The sequence below is a fragment of the Staphylococcus sp. OJ82 genome, from assembly GCF_000294465.1.
GTDB lineage: Bacteria > Bacillota > Bacilli > Staphylococcales > Staphylococcaceae > Staphylococcus > Staphylococcus equorum.
Genome location: NZ_ALPU01000003.1, coordinates 276,491 through 297,010, shown reverse-complemented (window position 1 = coordinate 297,010; position 20,520 = coordinate 276,491). Strand labels below are relative to the sequence as shown.

Sequence of the window (20,520 nt, the reverse complement as noted above, 5' to 3'; positions counted from 1 at the left end):
AGAGAACATCATGCTTACTGTAGCTTTAGCGAAAGGAAGATTACTAAAAAGCTTCATTGCTTATTTGAATGAAGTAAATGAACAAGAACTTGTACGCGCATTGGAACAGAGAGAGCGTCAGTTACTCATCTCTGTAGGAGAAATCCAATTTGTTTTAGTTAAAGGGAGCGATGTACCTATTTATGTCGAACAGGGCGTTGCAGATGTAGGCATCGTAGGTAGTGACATTTTAGAAGAAGGTAATTACACAATCAATAATTTACTTGATTTGCCTTTTGGTGCTTGTCACTTTGCATTAGCAGCTAAACCAGATACAACAACTTTTACGAAGGTAGCTACCTCTTATACTAAAACAGCTAGAAAATATTTTGAAGCTCAAGGATTAGACGTAGAATTAGTAAAACTATCTGGTTCTATCGAATTGGCATGTTTAGTCGATATGGTCGATGGTATTGTAGATATCGTCCAAACAGGTACCACTTTAAAATCGAATGGCCTAGTTGAAAAAGATACAATTAAAAACATTAATGCCAAATTAATTACAAATAAACAATCTTATTTTAAAAAATCAGCCGAAATAGACGATTTTATACAAACATTGGAGGTGTCTCTCATTGATTATAAATAAAGCTACATTTTTAAAGGACTATTTAAATCAATCCGCATTAAATGAAGGGTTATATCCTCTAGTTAAGGATATTTGTGACAATGTAAAGCTTCAAGGTGACCAAGCTTTAAAAGCTTATAACCAACAACTTGATCACGTAGAGACATCAGAACTTGAAATTCCTTATGAAGCTTTAGAAACGGCTTATAATCGCATTGACGATACATTACGTGATGCGCTTCAGCAAAGTCACTCACGTATTAAAGCTTATCAAACTTCTATTAAATCTACAGCACAACAAGGCTCAAATGAATGTTATGAAATGTATCATCCATTAGAACGTGTCGGTGTATATGTACCGGGCGGTAAAGCAAGCTACCCTTCTACTGTGTTAATGACTGTCACATTAGCTAAGGTAGCTGGCGTTAAAAATATATTTGTTGTCACACCACCGCAAGCCCAAGGACTACCTGATATTGTTTTAGCAGCTTGCTATATTGCAGGTGTCGATAGAGTATTCCAGGTTGGTGGCGCACAAAGTATCGCAGCGCTTGCTTATGGTACAGAAACAATTCCAAAAGTAGATAAAATTGTAGGTCCCGGCAATCAGTATGTTGCCTACGCAAAAAAATACCTCTTCGGTCAAGTAGGTATTGATCAAATTGCTGGTCCAAGTGAAATCGCCTTAATCATAGATGAGACGGCTGATTTAGATGCTGTAACTTACGATGTATTTGCTCAAGCAGAACATGATGAACTTGCGAGAACGTTTGTGATTAGTGAAAATAAAGCGTTATTACAACAACTCGAACAACGCATCCAACAAACTTTAAGCCAAATAGAACGTCAGCCTATCGTTGAAGCAAGCTTAACAAACAATCATTTTTTAATTTCAGTAGATAATTTTAATGAAGCATGTGATTTAATGAATCAAATCGCCCCAGAACACGCATCAATTCAAACAGCTTCACCACGTGATTATCTAAATCATGTGCGTTATGTGGGCGCACTATTCTTAGGACATTATTCTCCAGAAGTTATCGGTGATTATGTAGCGGGACCGAGTCATGTCTTACCGACCAATCAAACTGCGAGATTTACCAATGGTCTATCCGTTAATGACTTTTTAACACGTCATTCTGTGATTGATTTATCTGAATCTACATTTGAAAAAATTGAAGGTTCTGCACGTAAGCTCGCTCATACAGAACAACTTTTTAACCATGAACAATCTATAGAAATCAGATCACCAAAGGAGCCACGTAATGATTAGAATCAACAAAAATGAAAGTCCACTTCGTCCATTATCTGATTCACAATTGGCAACAATTATTCAGGAAGCAACATTTAATTTCTATCCAGATGACGAGTATGAACGTTTTAAAGCAGCTTACGCAAATTATTATAATCTTTCAGCTGAGCAAATTATTGCAGGTAATGGTTCTGATGAATTAATTCAAAAATTAATGCTGATTATGCCAGAAGGCCCAGCACTTACATTGAACCCAGATTTTTTCATGTATCAAGCCTATGCTTATCAAGTTGATCGCCCAATTGAATTTGTAAATGCTGAACCAGATTTATCATTCGATTTGGAACGTATTTTGCAACGTATAGATGAAGTTCAGCCAGCGTTCTTTATCATGAGTAATCCGCACAATCCGTCAGGCAAGCAATATAGCCTGACGTTCTTAAAAGCAATTGGAGATAAAATGAAAACATTAGGTGGTTATTTCATCATAGATGAGGCTTATTTAGATTTTGGTAATACTTATCAAATAGAAATGCAGCCCCACATTTTACAAATGCGTACACTTTCAAAAGCATTTGGCATCGCTGGCTTAAGATTAGGCATGCTTATTAGTACGTCCGAAACAATACAAGAAATTAAAAGGATTGAACACCCTTACCCATTAAACACAATTACATTGCATATTGCTTTATATATGTTTGAACATACAGAAATGCTGAACAATTTTATAAATCATCAAAGACAACTTGCTATAAAATTACGCAATATGTTTGATGACTTAGTATCAGATATCATGGTCGTATTTCCTTCCTCGACGAACTTTGTTTTAACAAAAGGAACTGCAGCACAAAGTTTGGGCGCATTTATTAAAGCGCACGGTTTCCTACCTAGAGTCTATGACGAAAACGAAATGGCTGATTATGTTCGTTATTCTATAGCTACAGATGAACAGTTAGATGAATTAGCAGCAATCATTAAAAATTGGAGGTCTCAATATGATTTATCAAAAAACACGTAACACTGCCGAAACACAATTAAGTATTTCACTTGCAGATGATCAACGTACAAGTAAAATTGATACGGGTGTGGGTTTTCTAGATCATATGCTTACCCTCTTTACTTTTCACAGCAAATTGTCAATTACAATAGAAGCGAATGGTGATACGGAAGTCGATGATCACCATGTGACTGAAGATATTGGTATCGTACTTGGTCAATTATTATTAGAATTAGTTAAAGAACGCAAAAGCTTTCAACGCTATGGCGTAAGTTATATTCCTATGGATGAAACACTTGCACGCTCAGTTATAGATATCAGCGGCCGTCCGTATTTATCATTTAATGCAGACTTAAGTAAAGAAAAAGTAGGTACCTTTGATACGGAACTTGTAGATGAATTCTTTCGTGCATTAGTGATTAATGCACGATTAACAACACATATCGATTTATTACGTGGCGGTAATACGCACCATGAGATTGAAGGCATATTCAAATCATTTGCACGTGCACTAAAAGAAGCTTTAGCAAGTAACGATTCAGAAGGCATTCCCTCTTCTAAGGGTGTGATTGAATGATTGCTATCATAGACTACGGTCTAGGAAATATTAAAAATGTACAACGTGCAGTCGAACATTTAGGCTATAAAACGATACTGACAGATAAGCAAAGTGAAATAGAAGCTGCAGATATCATCATATTACCTGGTGTGGGTCATTTTAAAGATGCAATGCAAGCGATACAAGTACGTGGCTTAGCATCAGTGCTACAGTCAATTACAGATAAACCGATTATAGGTATCTGTCTTGGTATGCAACTCTTATACGATTGGAGTGCAGAAGGAAATATCGAAGGTTTAAAACTTTTCCCAGGAAATATTGTTCCAATCAAAACACAATATCCTGTACCTCATTTAGGCTGGAATAATTTAATTAGCAACCACCCTCAATTGGCACAAGATGTATATTTCGTACATTCATATCAAGCTGAAATGTCTGAACATGTCGTTGCTTTCGCTGAATACGGTGATCCAATTCCAGCAATTGTTCAATATAAACACTATATCGGCATTCAATTCCACCCAGAAAAAAGTGGAGCCGATGGATTAACAATACTCAACCAAGCATTGAAAGGCGGTTTCTTATTATGATTAAACTCTGGCCAGCAATTGATTTAATCAATGCTACAAGTGTACGACTAACTGAAGGTAAATATGATTCAGAAGAAAAAATGCCACGTAGCGCTGAAGAAAGCATCAAATTTTATAACCAGTTTAAGTGTGTTGATCGTATTCACATTGTCGATTTAATCGGCGCAAAACAACAATCATCTATTGAAAGAAATTATATAAAAGAGTTACGACAACTTACTGACAAATCAATGGAAGTTGGTGGCGGTATTAGAAGTATCGATACAATAGAAGCCTATTTCAATGACGGTATTGATTATTGTATTGTAGGTACCAAAGGGATTCAGGATTTAGCATGGTTAGAGCAAATGGCAAATCAGTATCCAAATCGTATATACATTTCAGTTGATGCTTATCGTCGTGATGTAAAAATCAATGGTTGGGAACAAGACGCTCAACTAGATTTATTTGATTTAGTTAACGAAATTGAACGCTTCCCACTTGGTGGTATTATTTATACAGATATTTCTAAAGATGGTCGATTGGAAGGACCTAACTTTGAAATAACAGGACAATTAGTAGCAGCGTCTGATAAACAAATTATCGCTTCAGGTGGTATACGAAACCAACAAGACTTAACACAGTTAGAATCACTAGGCGTCTATACTGCAATCGTCGGTAAAGCAGCGCACAATGCTGATTTTTGGGAGGGATTATCATGATTAAAAAGAGAATTATCCCCTGTTTAGATGTAAAAGATGGTCGCGTAGTTAAAGGGATTCAATTTAAAGGGTTACGCGATATTGGTAATCCAGTAGACTATGCGCTTTATTACAATGACCAAGGTGCAGATGAACTCGTCTTTTTAGATATTTCTCGAACTGAAGCTGGTCACGATCTCGTACTTGATGTCATTGAGGAAACTGCCGGAAAATTATTTATTCCACTTACGGTTGGCGGCGGTATTGCTACTTTAGATGATATATCACAACTACTTAACCATGGTGCAGACAAAGTTTCACTGAATTCAAGCGCACTTAAAAATCCAGAGTTCATTCAACAAGCAAGTGAAAAATTTGGAAGTCAGTGCATTTGTATCGCTATTGATAGCAATTATGATGACGAACTGAAAGACTACTATTGTTATACTCACGGTGGTAAACAACGTACTGATAAACGTGTATATGATTGGGTCCAAGAAGTAGAAGCATTAGGCGCAGGTGAACTACTCATCACAAGCATGACTCACGATGGTATGAAACAAGGCTTTGATGTGAAACATTTACACGATATTGAAAAACTTGTAAATATTCCTGTCATCGCTTCAGGTGGTGGCGGAAAACCAGATCACTTTGTTGATTTATTTAAACAAACAGATGTCTCTGCAGGCCTCGCAGCAAGTATATTACACGATAAAGAAACCACTGTAGATGAAATAAAACAAACAATGGCACAAGGAGGTATTCCCATTAGATGACACAAAAACCTAATTTTAGTAAAGGACTCTTACCAGCAATTTTGCAAGATGTTGATACAAAACAAGTGCTCATGCTTGGCTATATGAACGAAGCAGCATATAACAAAACATTAGCAGATGGCATTGTTTGTTTCTATTCTCGCTCTAAAGAACGTTTGTGGACCAAAGGCGAGTCTTCTGGCCATACGCAAGTAGTTAAAAACATTCATTTAGACTGCGATCAAGATACACTACTCATCGATGTTGTGCCAAATGGTCCAACTTGTCATACTGGGAGCCAAAGTTGCTTTAATACCGACGTTCCTTTTAATATCCAACAATTAGAACAAACTGTAACTTCAAGTGCACAATCTAATAAAGAGAACTCATATACACAATATTTGTTAAATGAAGGTCTTGAAAAAATCACCAAAAAATTTGGAGAAGAATCGTTTGAAGTTGTTATTGGCGCGATGAAGTCTGACCGTAATGAAGTGACAAATGAAACTGCAGATTTAATGTATCATCTATTCGTATTATTACATGCTTTAGATATTAAATTTGAAGACATCGAAGCTGTGTTAGCACAACGTCATCAGACCTCAAATAACTTCAAAGGCGAACGTAATGATATAGACAATTGGTAAAATTAACAATTGCTTTACTACGATGTGAATCCTTTTTAATTTTGCTAACATAGCAAGATGATTGCTATCAGTCGATCTTAAATCATAAAAAAGAGAGTGAAAATCAAAATTTGATTTCCGCTCTCTTTTACTTTATATTTTATCTGTTTTTCAAAAGTTCTTTTTTGAAAAATTCTGCTTGTTTTTCTACTGAGATCAAATCAGCATAAATGGCTTCATCCATTGAATAATAGATCACATTGCCATTTTGTACAGCTTCATTATTATGCCATATGTTCGATTTAACAAATTCATTGTTCACTTTCCCACCATCTTTTGTTGGTAAGAGTAAGTAATCACCTGAATAGTCATTGAATTTTTCTTTAGGTATTTTCATGAATTTTTCTTTTGGCATTGCTTCCTTAGCTTCGGGATCTTCTTTTAGTTTAAACCCTTCGTAAATTGCTTCACTGCCTCGTCCAAATCTAGGTCCAAATTGATAAATATCTTTTGCTTGAATATCCATAATTGAAAAAGTTTTATCTTCCCCAATGGCTTTTTTAATTTCTTCACCATCTTTTGCTAACTTTTTAGATAGTTCATCAGCTTGTTTCTTAGCTTTGCTTTCTTTGTTTACTAACTTACCAATTTCAATATGAGTATCTTTATAGTCCATATTTTGTACTTTTATAGGTACTGTTGGTGCTATTTTAGATAATTTTTTATTATTTTTATTTTCTTTATATGTAATAATCAAATCTGGTTTCAACTTAGCAGCAGCTTCTACATTTTCTGGATTAATTTTCTTAACTTCCCCCATGTCTAAATACTTAGAGTCTGGATATACATTCGTAATACCAACAGGTTTAACACCTAGTTTTTTTAAGTTCCCGTAATTTGCTGTTAAAACTAAGACTCTCTTCGGATTTTTAGGTATTTTAACTTTACTACCATCCTCAGTAGTATAAGATTTCGTACCCTTATCATCTTTTGCATCTGATTTATTAGATTCATTGCCACTACTACATGCCGCTAAAAATATTATAAAACATAACATTAAACATAGTATTTTTTTCAAATTAATAACCTCTCCCATTGTATACTACCTTCATTATAATTGAAATTGATTATCAATTGCAATTTAATTATACTTTTACAAGAAATAAATATATACTTTATTTAATAAGATAAATAAAATTACTGCTCTTTTAATTATCTTTTGATATTATAAAATTATATTAGGGAGATGACTGAAATGGAAAATTACTTTTTAGGAATTGATCATGTACAAGTTGCTGCCCCGGCCAATCGTGAATCAGAAGCTCGCGAATTTTATTCAGAAACACTTGGATTCAAAGAAATTACCAAACCTGCTAACTTAGCTTTAAATGGTGGTGTATGGTTTCAAGTCGGTCACCAACAACTACATGTTGGTGTTGAAGATGACTTTTCACCGGCTAAAAAAGCACACCCTGCTTTTCTCGTTCATAACGCTACTGACGTAAGAAAATCACTTGAATCTAAAGCAATTGAAATTATATATGGGGATGAACTCGAAGGTGCAGATCGTTTTTATATTTATGATCCATTCGGCAACCGAATTGAAATTATTGAATGGTTATAATTTAGTGTGTTTATTAAAGTCTTTAAAAAATACGCCTTGCACATAATCATTTATGTACAAGGCGTTTATTAGCTAATTTTTGCAATTATAATTGTTCATCTATCAATGTTAACGCAATTTCTAATGCTTGAATTCTATTTTTTAATAATGTCGTTCGACTATTTAGATTTTCTTTTGTTCTAATTGCGTCAGCGATTTTTAACATTTTGTTAAAAGCGAGCGTATTTGTGCCCTACATTGTTGTAATTCTGTTTTGGTATACTGTTCCATTATTATTTTCTCCCAATGCTGACTTACTAATCACAATGTTTATAATCAGCTTAAAGTTCTAAACACATTAGGTCCTCATCATAGTAAACAGTTCCATCGTATAGTGCTTTCGGCTCAGTTCCATAACGTTTAAATCCTAACTTTTCATATAAACTAATTGCACGTTTATTTTCACTAAGCACGCATAAATTGATTGTTTTTATTGTATTTTGTTCAACCACATAATCAACGATTTGTTGGATTAGTTGCTCAGCTATACCTTGTCGTCTATATCCTGGGTGACAATACACCGAAACTAAATTACCTTTATGCTTTATTTTTTCTAAAGTCTCACTATAAAACGTCGCAATACAAACCAGTGTTTCTTCATCAAAAGCCCCTACAGTAAAATGAGTAGCGCTATTTTCTAACCTCACTTTGAATTTCTCAATCGAAAATTCAATCTCTCTATCATATGTAGAAGCAAAGCCATTAGGATCTGTCTGGAGTGAACTGAGTCTTAGTAATCGATACTGTGATACATCAGCTTCACTTAAATATCTAAAGTCCATTTAATCACGCCTTTCAGTCTATCGCTACAACTATCATTATAGACCCCTATCTCTGCTTGAAGTTAGGGGTCTACACTTATATTATTCTAAACTGGTCGTACAGTTACTTCGTTCACATTGACATGACTCGGTTGTTGTAATGCATATATAGCTGCTTCTGCAATATCTTCAGGGTCTAATTTTTTACGTTCTCCCCAATCCGTTGCTCCACTTAAAGGCGTATCAACCATTCCTGGTGAAATACTCGTTGCCCTAACGCCTGTCTTAGCCAATTCTTTTTCTAAGCCTTGTGTTATCGCATGTACAGCTGCTTTTGACGCACTATATAATGTACTTTTTTTCGTTACTTCAAATCCAGAGATAGAAGCTATATTTATAATATGACCACTTGATTGATTTAAAAATGTTGGTAGCACTGCATTTATGCCATAAAGTGTTCCTTTAACATTCACATCAATCATTGCATCCCACGCTTCTACATCACCATCTGTAATTGCTGAAGACAGCATTTGACCAGCACTATTGATTAATATATCTACACGACCATATTTGTCTTTCGCCGTTTGGACTAAGCGCTCAACATCTTGTTTGTCTGTAATATCCACTGCTAATGTCTCAACGTCTGCATTGCCTGCTTTTTGAATACGTTGGGCAGTATCATTTAAACGTGATTCATTACGCCCTGACAATACCACTTTCACTCCATGACTTGAAAGTACTTGCGCAATACTTGCACCAATCCCACTACTTGCCCCTGTAACAATTGCAACTTTATTTTTTAATTCAACCATTTATAACTTCCTCTCTTTATAATGTAGGTAAATCTTTCCTTATATTTTCACATTGTATCATGCAGTTATAAGGATAAATAAATAATTGAATTTGGGTTATCTTGTCAGAATACATATTTCATTATAAAGTAGGTGTATATAATAAATATAAGTAGCAATATGTTCGATGCTTAAAGGAGGATGGCTCATGAATTTTGAAGAACGCTTAGCTAAGTTACGTGAAACGATTGGTAAAACAAGCTTTGATTTTCGATTTGAATCATTATTTGATAAAGAAGAATGGATTAATATGAACATACCACAGCGTAAACAATTAGAACGTGAATTTCATAAATTTATAGAACAAAACGACCATTTACGTATACCTTACACTACCGAAGACCATATTCGTATGCGCTTGTATAATTTAGTTTATGATTACAATGAAATTAAACATAATTTTAAGTCCTATATTTGATTCCTTCATACTAAGATAACGTTTGAGTATGCATTTTATATACAATACAAAAGGGAGTGGGACAGAAATCTAATTTTCTAATAAAATTTCGTCGTCCCACCCCGGCACAGCTACTGTAAAATGGAATACAAGCGCTTCAGCGCTTGCATAAGAACTACTTGTCTTCATAAATGAAGTAGTAGTTCTTTAAAAGCTTGATATAAGCGCATTTTCAATTCAGTCAGCCACTGCCAATATAAAAAACTGAGGCTAAGACATGTGATATGTCCCAGCCTCTTTTTAAGATTCTAACGGACGAACGGTAAATCATGAAAGTTGATACGTGGAGAAAACCATGTCAGAAGTTGGCTAATACCTTTCATTATTGCACAGTCATAACGAGAGGTATTACTTAACGCCATAATCACTCGATGCACACAGTGTATAAATCATTAGCTAGCTACTTTTTTTGCAAGTCCATAATTGTATAATTTCTCTGCATCAACGTAAGCTATATAATCAATACTTCTGTATCCATCTTTAATATCATTGATAATACCTTGATTTACACCGGTATGAGTGTAAATATCATAACTACTTTCATTTGAAAAAATAACTTCCTCAATTACTTTTCTCATTATAATCACTCCGTATTTTTACTTTCGCTAAGCTTTTTCTATCTTCTACACTTTCATCATAATAGATAGTAACTTGATTTGAAAGTATTTTGTGATTATTTTCACAAAATCATCACTTTTAAGCTTTTTCTATTTATTAAAATCGTTTATTAATTGACTTCTCAAATTAATTGAAATGATTTCTTTATTTTTATGATGTTGAAAGTATTCTTATATTATTATTTTTATAGAAATACATAAGCTATGAGTTCCTCATTACGTTCTTTCACAAACATATTTTTTATTAAAAGAATAACCTTTTTGTTAAAATACCTCTTTAAACTAAACATTTTGTGAAAATTATCACATTATTCCGTGAAATAATGTGGTATTTTTGCTTTGAGCGTGATAATTTTAATAGTGTAATGTAAGCGCTTTATAAAATTCTCTACGCTTAGACTAACAATGCTTTAACTATTTATTCGTAATGTTTAGATAACTATAAATAAAAATTATTTTTGAAAGGAGCATTTAATATGATCGAAACTTTATCACAATATCAACCTAAATTTAAAAAATTGATTTGTGTTGATTCAGATGGTTGTGCCATTGATTCAATGACAATTAAACACGAACGCGCTTTTGGCCCTGCGCTTGTAAATGAATGGCAACTTGATGATATCAAAGAAGCTGTGTTACAGCGTTGGAATGCTTTTAATTTATATGAAATAACAAGAGGGATCAATCGTTTTAAAGGCCTCGAAAAAATGTTAAGCGAACTTGTAGCAAAGGGATTAAACATTGAAGGTTATGAAGATATAAAGCATTGGGTTCAAACCACTGCATCTTTTTCCAATCCGGCTCTAGAACAAGCAATACAAGCCTCTCCTGAAAAGTTAGGCTTACAAAAAGCACTGGCATGGTCGCACAGTGTAAATGACCACATCAAGAATTTACCTAGTATTGGTCCTTTCGACCATGTCCAACGTACGTTGAAAAATGCCTCAACGTTTGCAGATATTGCAATCGTATCTTCCGCAAATTTATCCGCAGTTGCTTATGAATGGGAAACATATCACCTTACACCCTATTTGAGTGGCATGTTTGCTCAAGAAGCTGGTACTAAAGAATACTGTTTAGAACAATTGAAACAATATTACAATACCGAAGACATCATCATGTTAGGTGATGCTATGGGTGACATGGATGCTGCAAAATCGCATGATATTTATTTTTATCCTATTTTAGCAGGACATGAAAATCAATCATGGTTAGATTTTGATAATAAATATTTAAAATTATTTAAAGAAGGTCGATTCAATCAAGACATTCAATCATCCTTAACTACTATATTTTATAATAATTTCGAAGGAGAGAACTAAATTTATGGCAAAAGTAAATTTAAAAGCAACACCTTATAATTTAGATGACGAACAAATTTCATGGGTAGAGCGTACACTTGGCAGTTTGACAGACGAAGAAAAAATTGGACAACTCTTTTTTAATTTGTTTTCTTTAGAAGGCGGTAAGAAGTTTCATGATGCTGACTTAACAAATAAAGAAGTCTTAGAACGTTTCCACATTGGTGGCGCACGTTATGAGGGCGGGAATAAAGAAGATGTACAAAATTTACTCAATGATTTACAAAAACACGCAAAAGTTCCAGTCTTAGTAGCCGCAAACTGTGATTCAGGTGGTAACGGCGCTTGTAAAGATGGTACCTACATCGCAAGTGCTGCTCAATGTGAAGCAGCACAAGACACAAAAGTAGCTTATAATGCTGGCCTCGTATCAGCACGTGAATCTTCTGCTTTAGGCGTACATATTAATTTCGATCCATGTGTAGATATTTTGCAAAATTGGCGAAATACAATAGTGAACACACGTGCTTATGGTACAAATGCAGAAACAGTTATAAAATATTCTAGCGCTTTTATAGATGGATTTAACTCTGAACGTGACATGATTACTTGTATCAAACACTTCCCAGGAGATGGTACTGAAGAACGTGACCAACATCTCGTACTTGGTGTAAATGAACTCTCAACACAAGAATGGGATGATAGTTTCGGAAAAGTTTATCAGCATCATATCAATCGTGGTGTTCAAATGATTATGGCAGGTCATATTGCACAACCCGCTTATTCTAAAAAATTAAATCCAGCGCTTGAAGATAAAGATATCTTACCTGCTACACTTGCACCCGAATTAATTACAGGCTTATTAAAAGAAGACTTAAACTTTAATGGATTAGTTGTTACTGATGCCAGCCATATGTTAGGTATGACCGCTGCAATGCGTCGTGAAGACTATGTGCCACAATCTATAGCTGCCGGCTGTGATATGTTCTTATTCTTCAATGATTTAGAAGAAGATTATCAATTTATGTTAAATGGTTATAGAAATGGTGTTATCACTGAGGAGCGTTTAAATGATGCAGTACGTCGTATTTTAGGACTTAAAGCTCAAATGAATTTGCATAAACAACAAGCAGAGGGTACACTAATCCGCTCACAAGAAGATTTAGCTATTATTGGTTGTGATGAGCATTTAGCAATGCGTACTGAAGCTGCTGACTTAGGTATCACTTTAGTTAAAAACACTTTAGATCAATTACCGATTCGACCTGAAATACATAAGAATATTCAGTTATATATTATAGAAGGTGAAAAAGATGGTATCTATAAATCTGCAAACAATGTAGAAGAAGATATTATTCAAGAATTAGAATCACGTGGTTTCCATGTGACATTGAATGATGGTTCTACACGAGTTAAAGGTAAAACGTTAGAGTATCGTGAAAAAGTAGATGCAGCACTTGTCTTTGCTAATATTATTGGTTACGCAGCTGAAAATAATTACCGTATTAAATGGGGCACTGCCATGAGTAATGAAATTCCTTGGTATGTGCATGAAGTCCCAACAGTATTCGTTTCTTTAAACTTCACAACTCATTTGCACGATGCGACAATGGTCAAAGCTTATATCAATGCCTACCATTCAAACCCAGAAACAATCAAACAAACAGTAGATAAAATCATGGGTGAAAGTGAATTCAAAGGTACTCATAACGACTTAGTTTGGACTGATAAATGGCAAGCAAAATTATAATATTAAGTAAGTTTTCTATATTAGATTGTTGAAACATTTTTAAGAACATAAATACTTATCAACGACTAAAAGGGATTTTCCACTTATGGAAAACCCTTTTTATATTTGTCGTTACAGTCGTTACCTTTATTTGCATTTTCAATCATGCTTTACAACGGACCAGCCTCAACTAGTAGTCCTCGGCTAGTGTTTTATTAACTCGTCAGGAGTCGCCCTAAACTACTACCACTTTTCAAACAACATAGGATATAACTTAAAAAGTGATAGTGTTTATAATATTAATTATATTAATAGTTAAAAGATATCAAATGAAGTAGTTTTCATATTGGAATGCTTTCACAATAATCACTTATTACATAAATTAGTTAGCAAAAAGTTTCATGATATTTATAAATGTATACAAAATAAACCCCCTACAAATGCCATCATCCATCGTAGAGGGTTCAATGTTTAAACTTTATTATAAATCATGTGTGTTATTGTTTATATCCAAAATCAGGAATATTGTCCCAACGTTTTTTAAAATAATGTGCGACTGCTTTCGGTCTTCTCTCACGAGTGAAGATACCCTTTTTATTTCCTTGGACTCTAATAATTCCACTAGATGTTTCAAAGTCAGCAAAGTTCCATGTTTGTTCACCTATAAATTGAGGATAGTTATCTATAACTTCATGATTGGCTTCATAATAACGAATTTGATATTCTTCCGTAAATAATTCGTCATTAATTGCGTGCATCCCCGCTATTGTATCTGCACCGTATTCCGTAAACATAATTGGCTTGCCTGGTTGTTTCTCGCTCCAACCATCTAACTCTGTTCTCAATGCTTCTTTTGCTGCTTCTAAATCGCCGGACTGTGTATACCAACCGTAATATCGATTTAAGCACAGCACATCTACTAAATCTTGTACCTCACATGTATCTGGTTGTGAAGTGAGAATTGTCACAATCGTTACCGGACGTTGTTGTGGATCACATGCTCTAGCTAAGTTTACTAAAGGTTCAAAGTACGCTTTAGCGCCTTTTTCAGTAGAAGCCGGTTCGTTGGCGACAGACCACATCACTACACATGCATAGTTCTTATCACGCTCAATCAGATCTTTAATTACCGCTTCATGCGCTTCTTTAGTACCTATTTCCTTAAACGTATCTCGTGTCGTAGTACCAGATAAAATAGCGCTAAAGTTTAGGTGCACACCTACCGCAGTCGTTTCGTCTATGATGACGATACCTTGTTCATCTGCTAAGCGCATCATTTCTTCTGAATATAGATAATGTGATGTTCTAAATGAATTAGCACCAATCCATTTCATCAGATTAAAGTCTAATACGTTTGTAACTTCATTCATACCACGTCCACTATAATAAGCATCCTCATGTTTACCAAAGCCTTTAAAGTAAAATGGTTCTCCATTAATTAAAAATTGTCCTTCTCTGACTTCTACAGAACGAATACCGAAACGCTCTGCATACGTATCAATAACTTGGTCATTATCTAACAGTGTGACTTCTAAATGATATAAATAGGCATTTAATGGTTGCCATAAATGAGGATTGTCTACTTCTATGATACCTTCTGCGCCTGATGTTTCAGCTACGATATTATCCTTTTCATCTCGCAGCTTAACAACTATTGTAGGCACTGCTTCATTCGTAGTGACTTTATATTGTACCTTAGCACAGTTTTCTAATACTTCTGGCACAATTTCAATATCTTCTATAAATACTTTAGGTGTCGTATATATTTTCACAGGTCTATGTAAACCTGCATAATTAAAGAAGTCGAAGTTTGGTGAATTTTTCTTAATTATTTTACCATCATTATTAATCGTTTCACTGTACTCACCAACTGGCAAAGTGGTTTCATCTAAAATATTATTCACACAAACTGTTAAACGATGCTGACCAGAACCAAATTCCGAATCGAAGTCAACTTCAAATGGTAAGAAACCACCTTGATGTGATGTTACTTCTTTACCATCGATATATACTGTTGCTTTATGTGTTGCAGAACCAAATCTTAATACAACACGCTCGTTTCTTAACACGTTAGGTATTGTAAATGTTCTTTCATACCATACATTACCAACGTGATTACGAATATCAGAAGTAACACCTTGGTCGTTATATGATCCTGGCACTGCCATAACTAAATCCGTATCTAATGGTCGTGTCACATCAATTTGATCATCTACGCCCTCTATCTTAAAGTCCCAGATGCCATTTAAATCAATGATACTTCTATATTTATTTATCACTGGATATAACATGATTTAACCCCCTCTAAAACAGTTCAATTATCTAAAAATGAATTATAATTCTTCTCTAAGTGCTAATTCCTTAACAATTTGTTTATGTCTATGGTCAGTTAATGGATATGCAAAGAAGAACAATATCACTGCGATTAAACAAAGTGAAGCAGGTACAATAAAGAACAATACTTTTAATCCTGCTATTGTTTCAGCTGATTGAGCTGCTTGTGGTACATAACCAATGAGCGTTAAAGCTAAACCTGGTAGGAAACCAGCTAAACCTTGTGATATTTTTCTAGTGAAACTGTAACTTGAATAAATAATACCTTCTGATCTAATACCTGATTGCCATTGGCCATATTCTACAACGTCTGCAATAAATGCCCAAGTCACAGTATTAGGAATAACTAAGAATAATTGTGCAATCGTATTAACAGTTAAGAATAATAACACATTATCGGAGAAGAACATGAAGTTAATAAATTGGAATACAACGAAACCAGATACACCGATAACTGCTGTCATTTTCTTACCTACTCTTTTACTTAAAAATGTAGTTAAGAACAATGCGGGTACTAATATAATAACGTTTAATGTACTCACAACGCCCACTAAATTAGCTTCACCCAGCACATATTGGAAGTAATATAGTTGCGAGGACTGTTGTAAGAATAATGCTGTAATCGTTAATAAAGTATATAATGCTAAAATGATAAATGGTCTATTTTTAAATAAATTTAAAAACGCTTTACGACCAATACCTTTTTCTTTCGGTCTTTCTACTGTATGACGTTCTTTAACGCCTTTGTAACACAATAGATGGAATGTCACACCAGCGACAGCAAGTATACCTACTACAACTGGATAACCCAATGCATGACTAGGGAATAGACTAACTAACGGGATAACTACAATCCCAGAAATAAACATAGCCCCCTGTGAACCTAAGTTACGAAACACTGATAGTTGCGTACGATCATCTGCATTAATTGTCATAGATGCTGATAATGAGCCATATGGGATATTCACAAATGAATATGCTGCGTTAAATAATAAGTAAGTTCCAAATGCCCATATTATTTTCCCCGTTTGACTAATATCTGGTGACATAAAGGTTAAAACTGTAAGTAAGGCGAGCGGTATCGTACCGTACAAAATAAAAGGCTTAAACTTGCCACGTTTAGCAAAGTTCCTTTGATTATCTACTAAAGTCCCCACTCCAGTATCTACAAAGGCATCAAAGAACTTCGCAACAAGAAACACAGCTCCCCCAACTACTGACGGTATGCCCAAAATATCTGTATAGAATAACAGTAAGTAAATTTGTCCCATATCAAACATTAAGCCATTACCTAAATCTCCAAATCCATATGCAAGTTTTTCTTTGAATTTTAATCTTGGTGATTGAATTTCTTTAAAACTCTTTAACTTACTATTTACCGGTTTTAATTTTGCTGTAACCATGCTGATAACCTCTTTCCACTATAGAAACGTTCCTGACTGCGCTTTGCTGTTTTAATCGTTTCTTAGTATGTATTAGTGATTGTTACAATCAATCGATAATAAGACACATAATTATGTAAGCGTTTTCTTATATCGTTAAAATTTTTTATTCCCATAAATTAAATTACTTTTGAAGTCGCTAATGATATGTCGCTCACCCTTATTTATAGGAATCTTAACTTTATTATATTTTTAATTACAGAACAGTCAACATTAAAATAACAACGTTGTTATAAAATGAGTTTCACTTAATTAACACATCGTAAGCGTAGGTGATTCACAAACTCTATAACTACAGCTTTTATTGACATACGAACTCAGCTATTTCTTTTGGTTTGCCTACAATTCATATTTTAAATATAAGTGTGTAAACTTGTATGTTAAACAATGGTTTTACATCATAATTATCATTTTATTAATATTTTTAATAATATATTCACTAAAAATGAAACAATTAATGCCTTTTTCTAATTTTCTATACTTCATTATCCTAATAAAACTCTTTATGTTTTGTTCGATAACTTAATGGTGTTGTTCCGTATTGTTTTTTAAAACACTGTGTAAAGTAACTTTGCTCTTTAAATCCAACGTAATTTGCCACTTCAGCGACGGTCATTTTAGTTCTCGCAATAAGGTCACGTCCCTTTTTCACTCTTGATTCAATGATGTATTGTGAGATAGATTTATGAATTTCCTTATTAAATATTTTGGACAAGTAACTTGGTGCCAAACCAACATATGAGGCGAGCTCATTTAATGACAATGCACTATCTAAGTTTCTTTCAATGTATTGAATTACCTTACTTACTTTTGGACTATAGGCATTCGCTTTTACTTTCATCGCACTATCTGTATATGCTTTAACAATTGAATGGGTGATTTCATCTAAAGTTTCTATGTCCATTGTTTGATCTATTAATGCCGCATACTTTGCAGATATTTCGTCAATATGAATCAAACTTACACCCGCTTTTTCTCCGGCTTTACGGCATAACGTATTTATCAAATATGCTTTGTATTGTTCATTTGAAATATCATCCCTTACACGTCGTAAGCCTGCAACTGATAAATTCATTGCATTTAGAATTGATAAAGCTTCATTAGCATTGCCATTTTCAACTGCAGTAAGTAGCTGATTCTCCATATTATAACGATACTCTATTTCTTTTAATGTATAATCCATTTGCGCTTTGGATTCTGCTAACTCTTCTGTATTCGAATGAAAACTAAAATCAATTTTCACAGTTTCATAAATGCTATTTCTTTTTTTCAAAAAACGAATTGCCAAGCGACACATTTTTTGTGCTTTAACTTGGTGACACAAAGGTATCGTCAGTAAATATTGCTTCAATATAGAAAGTTTCGATATTTTAATATCTAAGCTTTGGAGTAACTCATTACAACGACGTTCATTTGGTCGCTTCTCCATATATGGACCAACAATATAAATTTGCTTATACTTTTTAAATTTGAAAATTAAAAAGTTTACACCAAAACGATTCGTATAATGATAAATTTTATTGCTATGCATTTGTACGATAAAATGTTTCAACTCATTATTGAACTGCTTGCGTGCAGTATTTGTAAACGGCGTCTTGATATGATTAATCACCCCATTCATATCACTCATATCATATCCTTCTAGCCGAATTCCCAATAATTGTAGCGCATGCATCTGTAAAATCTCTAGCGTTTCCTCATTCATAAAAAACACCCCATTCCTTATATTTTTATTATATCTAAAAATATAAGGAATGGGGTGTGAAATTTATATTAAATTTCTTTGAACTTATCAAACAATTCTATAACCAGTTCGTTTTTTATTATCAAAAAAATTAATTCAAAATATTAATTCAAATTGGATAAACAGCTATTTACGGTATCTTCACACGTTTACTCATTTGAATTTTTCTTACCAAATTTGAGTTTAAATGGTGCATAGAATAATACAAATATAAGTACAAGTCCTAAATAACCTATTAATGGATAGAAAATTGCTACTAAATCTGTAAAACCTACGAAACTCAAACACAAACCAATGATGACTGTAACTGTAAAGAAAAGTTTAAAACGTTTCGTATCTACCACCGTAAAGCGTGTTGCAAATGCATAGAACATACCTAAACCAGTATTGAAAATCATACCGAAAATGACAAAAGCCATAACGACACCAAGTATAGGTGAAATATGATTCACGATACCTAACATTGGCATCTCCATTTCGCCAACAATATCGATTTGTGTAAAGATAGCTAAATGACTTAGTACAATCATAACGCCTAATGCAAGTCCACCGAATAAACCACCTAATGCTGCAACTTTTGTATTTTTCTCAGAACCACCCATAACAATTGCCATAGAAGCACCAACTGCTGTATTAAATGATGCATAGTTTACACCTGCTATAAACCAGTTCGGTAATGTTGATGGTTTCGCATCTGAAATTGTATTAAGTTGTGAGAATGGTACATCTGTTGTCATAAAACTATAAACTGAAATTATTATAATGAATATAATTAAAAATGGAGTTATATTCCCAATTACTTTAACAACGCCCTCTACTTTCATCATACCCGCAAGTAAAATAAGTATTGTCATAAGAATCGTACCTACAATTGAAGGCAATCCGAATTGTTGATTAAGGTTTGATCCAGCTCCTGCAATCATAACGACACCTACACCAAAGAGTGTAAAGATAATGACTAAATCAATAATCCATCCTAAAATTTTACCGAATATAGATTTTCCTGTGATATTATGTATAACTTCTTTATGAGAATCTGTCTTAGATTTACTTCCTAACCAAACAAGCATCATACCCACATAAGCAAATAATGCTGTAGTAATGATAGCGCCAAATGTCCCCATAATGCCAAAGCTCGTAAAGTATTGAAGTACTTCTTGCCCTGATGCAAATCCAGCTCCTACAATGACTCCAATAAATGCGCTTGCGATCAGTAATATTCTTTTCATAATTAAGCCCCCTATTTTACTTACTATAAATGAGTTGTGTATAATTTCAATACTCGTATATTTGTGTAACATCAATAACTCACTTTTCAATCACTCAAAAAGGTTGAAATAGACGTTTTGATACCGCTAAAAATTTGATATTGATTCTATTTTATCATTTTAAAGCAATTGGATGTTGTTCTTCTCAACGACATCTATATTTAAGTAACGTAAAATCACAACAAAAATTTAAAAATTCATAATAAATTAAATAAAAATCTTCTTAGCTATTAAAGAGTTCTTTATTTGAGATTATCTTTGTTCATCAATTTCATTATTTAATTCTA

Annotated in this window: 20 protein-coding genes; 12 read left to right on the top strand and 8 right to left on the bottom strand. The window is 33.8% G+C overall.

The window, feature by feature from the left end; translation table 11 throughout:
* The first annotated feature begins 10 nt into the window (after positions 1-10).
* Genes hisG through hisIE form a run of 8 tightly spaced genes read left to right on the top strand, consistent with a single transcriptional unit; the run spans position 11 to position 6,087 of the window.
* On the top strand, positions 11-628 hold the full coding sequence (hisG, locus tag SOJ_RS03620) for an ATP phosphoribosyltransferase (protein WP_002506734.1): 618 nt from the start codon (positions 11-13) through the stop codon (positions 626-628).
* Entirely contained in the window at positions 618-1,880 is a 1,263-nt protein-coding gene (hisD, locus tag SOJ_RS03615) for a histidinol dehydrogenase (RefSeq protein ID WP_394802278.1), read from the top strand. Before hisG ends, hisD begins: the two co-directional genes overlap by 11 nt.
* On the top strand, positions 1,873-2,877 hold the full coding sequence (locus SOJ_RS03610; protein ID WP_002506732.1) for a pyridoxal phosphate-dependent aminotransferase: 1,005 nt from the start codon (positions 1,873-1,875) through the stop codon (positions 2,875-2,877). Before hisD ends, SOJ_RS03610 begins: the two co-directional genes overlap by 8 nt.
* The gene (hisB, locus tag SOJ_RS03605) at positions 2,855-3,433 is read left to right on the top strand and encodes an imidazoleglycerol-phosphate dehydratase HisB (RefSeq protein WP_002506731.1); all 579 of its coding nucleotides are present in this window, start codon (positions 2,855-2,857) and stop codon (positions 3,431-3,433) included. Before SOJ_RS03610 ends, hisB begins: the two co-directional genes overlap by 23 nt.
* Complete coding sequence (gene hisH, locus SOJ_RS03600; RefSeq protein WP_002506730.1) at positions 3,430-4,005, top strand: imidazole glycerol phosphate synthase subunit HisH; 576 nt, start codon at positions 3,430-3,432, stop codon at positions 4,003-4,005. The genes hisB and hisH overlap by 4 nt, the downstream gene beginning before the upstream one ends.
* Positions 4,002-4,706 (top strand): 1-(5-phosphoribosyl)-5-((5-phosphoribosylamino)methylideneamino)imidazole-4-carboxamide isomerase, encoded by a 705-nt coding sequence (hisA, locus tag SOJ_RS03595; protein ID WP_002506729.1) that lies wholly within the window; start codon positions 4,002-4,004, stop codon positions 4,704-4,706. Before hisH ends, hisA begins: the two co-directional genes overlap by 4 nt.
* Positions 4,703-5,461, top strand: a complete 759-nt coding sequence (hisF, locus tag SOJ_RS03590) for an imidazole glycerol phosphate synthase subunit HisF (RefSeq protein WP_002506728.1) — start codon at positions 4,703-4,705, stop codon at positions 5,459-5,461. The genes hisA and hisF overlap by 4 nt, the downstream gene beginning before the upstream one ends.
* Entirely contained in the window at positions 5,458-6,087 is a 630-nt protein-coding gene (gene hisIE / locus SOJ_RS03585) for a bifunctional phosphoribosyl-AMP cyclohydrolase/phosphoribosyl-ATP diphosphatase HisIE (RefSeq protein ID WP_002506727.1), read from the top strand. Before hisF ends, hisIE begins: the two co-directional genes overlap by 4 nt.
* Before the next feature lie 139 nt (positions 6,088-6,226).
* Here the strand turns inward: hisIE and SOJ_RS03580 are convergent, their stop codons facing one another.
* Complete coding sequence (locus SOJ_RS03580) at positions 6,227-7,144, bottom strand: ABC transporter substrate-binding protein (protein WP_080588282.1); 918 nt, start codon at positions 7,142-7,144, stop codon at positions 6,227-6,229.
* Between the two features lie 177 nt (positions 7,145-7,321).
* On the opposite strand from SOJ_RS03580, the gene SOJ_RS03575 reads away from it, so the two are divergent.
* The gene (locus SOJ_RS03575) at positions 7,322-7,690 is read left to right on the top strand and encodes a VOC family protein (protein WP_002506725.1); all 369 of its coding nucleotides are present in this window, start codon (positions 7,322-7,324) and stop codon (positions 7,688-7,690) included.
* 320 nt (positions 7,691-8,010) lie between these two features.
* On the opposite strand, the gene SOJ_RS03570 is transcribed toward SOJ_RS03575, so the two are convergent.
* Together SOJ_RS03570 and SOJ_RS03565 are read right to left on the bottom strand one after the other, a co-directional pair.
* Positions 8,011-8,511, bottom strand: a complete 501-nt coding sequence (locus SOJ_RS03570) for a GNAT family N-acetyltransferase (RefSeq protein ID WP_002506723.1) — start codon at positions 8,509-8,511, stop codon at positions 8,011-8,013.
* Between the two features lie 86 nt (positions 8,512-8,597).
* Entirely contained in the window at positions 8,598-9,302 is a 705-nt protein-coding gene (locus SOJ_RS03565; RefSeq protein WP_002506722.1) for an SDR family oxidoreductase, read from the bottom strand.
* A 187-nt stretch (positions 9,303-9,489) separates the two neighbouring features.
* On the opposite strand from SOJ_RS03565, the gene SOJ_RS03560 reads away from it, so the two are divergent.
* Positions 9,490-9,759, top strand: a complete 270-nt coding sequence (locus SOJ_RS03560; protein WP_002506721.1) for a DUF1413 domain-containing protein — start codon at positions 9,490-9,492, stop codon at positions 9,757-9,759.
* Between the two features lie 431 nt (positions 9,760-10,190).
* On the opposite strand, the gene SOJ_RS03555 is transcribed toward SOJ_RS03560, so the two are convergent.
* Complete coding sequence (locus SOJ_RS03555; protein WP_002506720.1) at positions 10,191-10,376, bottom strand: hypothetical protein; 186 nt, start codon at positions 10,374-10,376, stop codon at positions 10,191-10,193.
* A gap of 515 nt (positions 10,377-10,891) precedes the next feature.
* On the opposite strand from SOJ_RS03555, the gene SOJ_RS03550 reads away from it, so the two are divergent.
* Both SOJ_RS03550 and SOJ_RS03545 read left to right on the top strand, forming a co-directional pair.
* Positions 10,892-11,737 (top strand): HAD hydrolase-like protein, encoded by an 846-nt coding sequence (locus tag SOJ_RS03550; protein ID WP_002506719.1) that lies wholly within the window; start codon positions 10,892-10,894, stop codon positions 11,735-11,737.
* A 4-nt stretch (positions 11,738-11,741) separates the two neighbouring features.
* The gene (locus SOJ_RS03545) at positions 11,742-13,466 is read left to right on the top strand and encodes a glycoside hydrolase family 3 protein (RefSeq protein ID WP_002506718.1); all 1,725 of its coding nucleotides are present in this window, start codon (positions 11,742-11,744) and stop codon (positions 13,464-13,466) included.
* Between the two features lie 476 nt (positions 13,467-13,942).
* Here SOJ_RS03545 and uidA read toward each other — a convergent pair whose 3' ends face one another.
* The 4 genes from uidA to SOJ_RS03525 all read right to left on the bottom strand — a co-directional run bounded on the left by uidA (position 13,943) and on the right by SOJ_RS03525 (position 20,194).
* Positions 13,943-15,736 (bottom strand): beta-glucuronidase, encoded by a 1,794-nt coding sequence (uidA, locus tag SOJ_RS03540; RefSeq protein WP_002506717.1) that lies wholly within the window; start codon positions 15,734-15,736, stop codon positions 13,943-13,945.
* Between the two features lie 42 nt (positions 15,737-15,778).
* The gene (locus tag SOJ_RS03535; protein WP_002506716.1) at positions 15,779-17,182 is read right to left on the bottom strand and encodes an MFS transporter; all 1,404 of its coding nucleotides are present in this window, start codon (positions 17,180-17,182) and stop codon (positions 15,779-15,781) included.
* A gap of 529 nt (positions 17,183-17,711) precedes the next feature.
* Entirely contained in the window at positions 17,712-18,926 is a 1,215-nt protein-coding gene (locus SOJ_RS03530; RefSeq protein WP_002511521.1) for a helix-turn-helix domain-containing protein, read from the bottom strand.
* A gap of 188 nt (positions 18,927-19,114) precedes the next feature.
* The gene (locus SOJ_RS03525; protein WP_002506714.1) at positions 19,115-20,194 is read right to left on the bottom strand and encodes a YkvI family membrane protein; all 1,080 of its coding nucleotides are present in this window, start codon (positions 20,192-20,194) and stop codon (positions 19,115-19,117) included.
* Between the last annotated feature and the right edge of the window lie 326 nt (positions 20,195-20,520).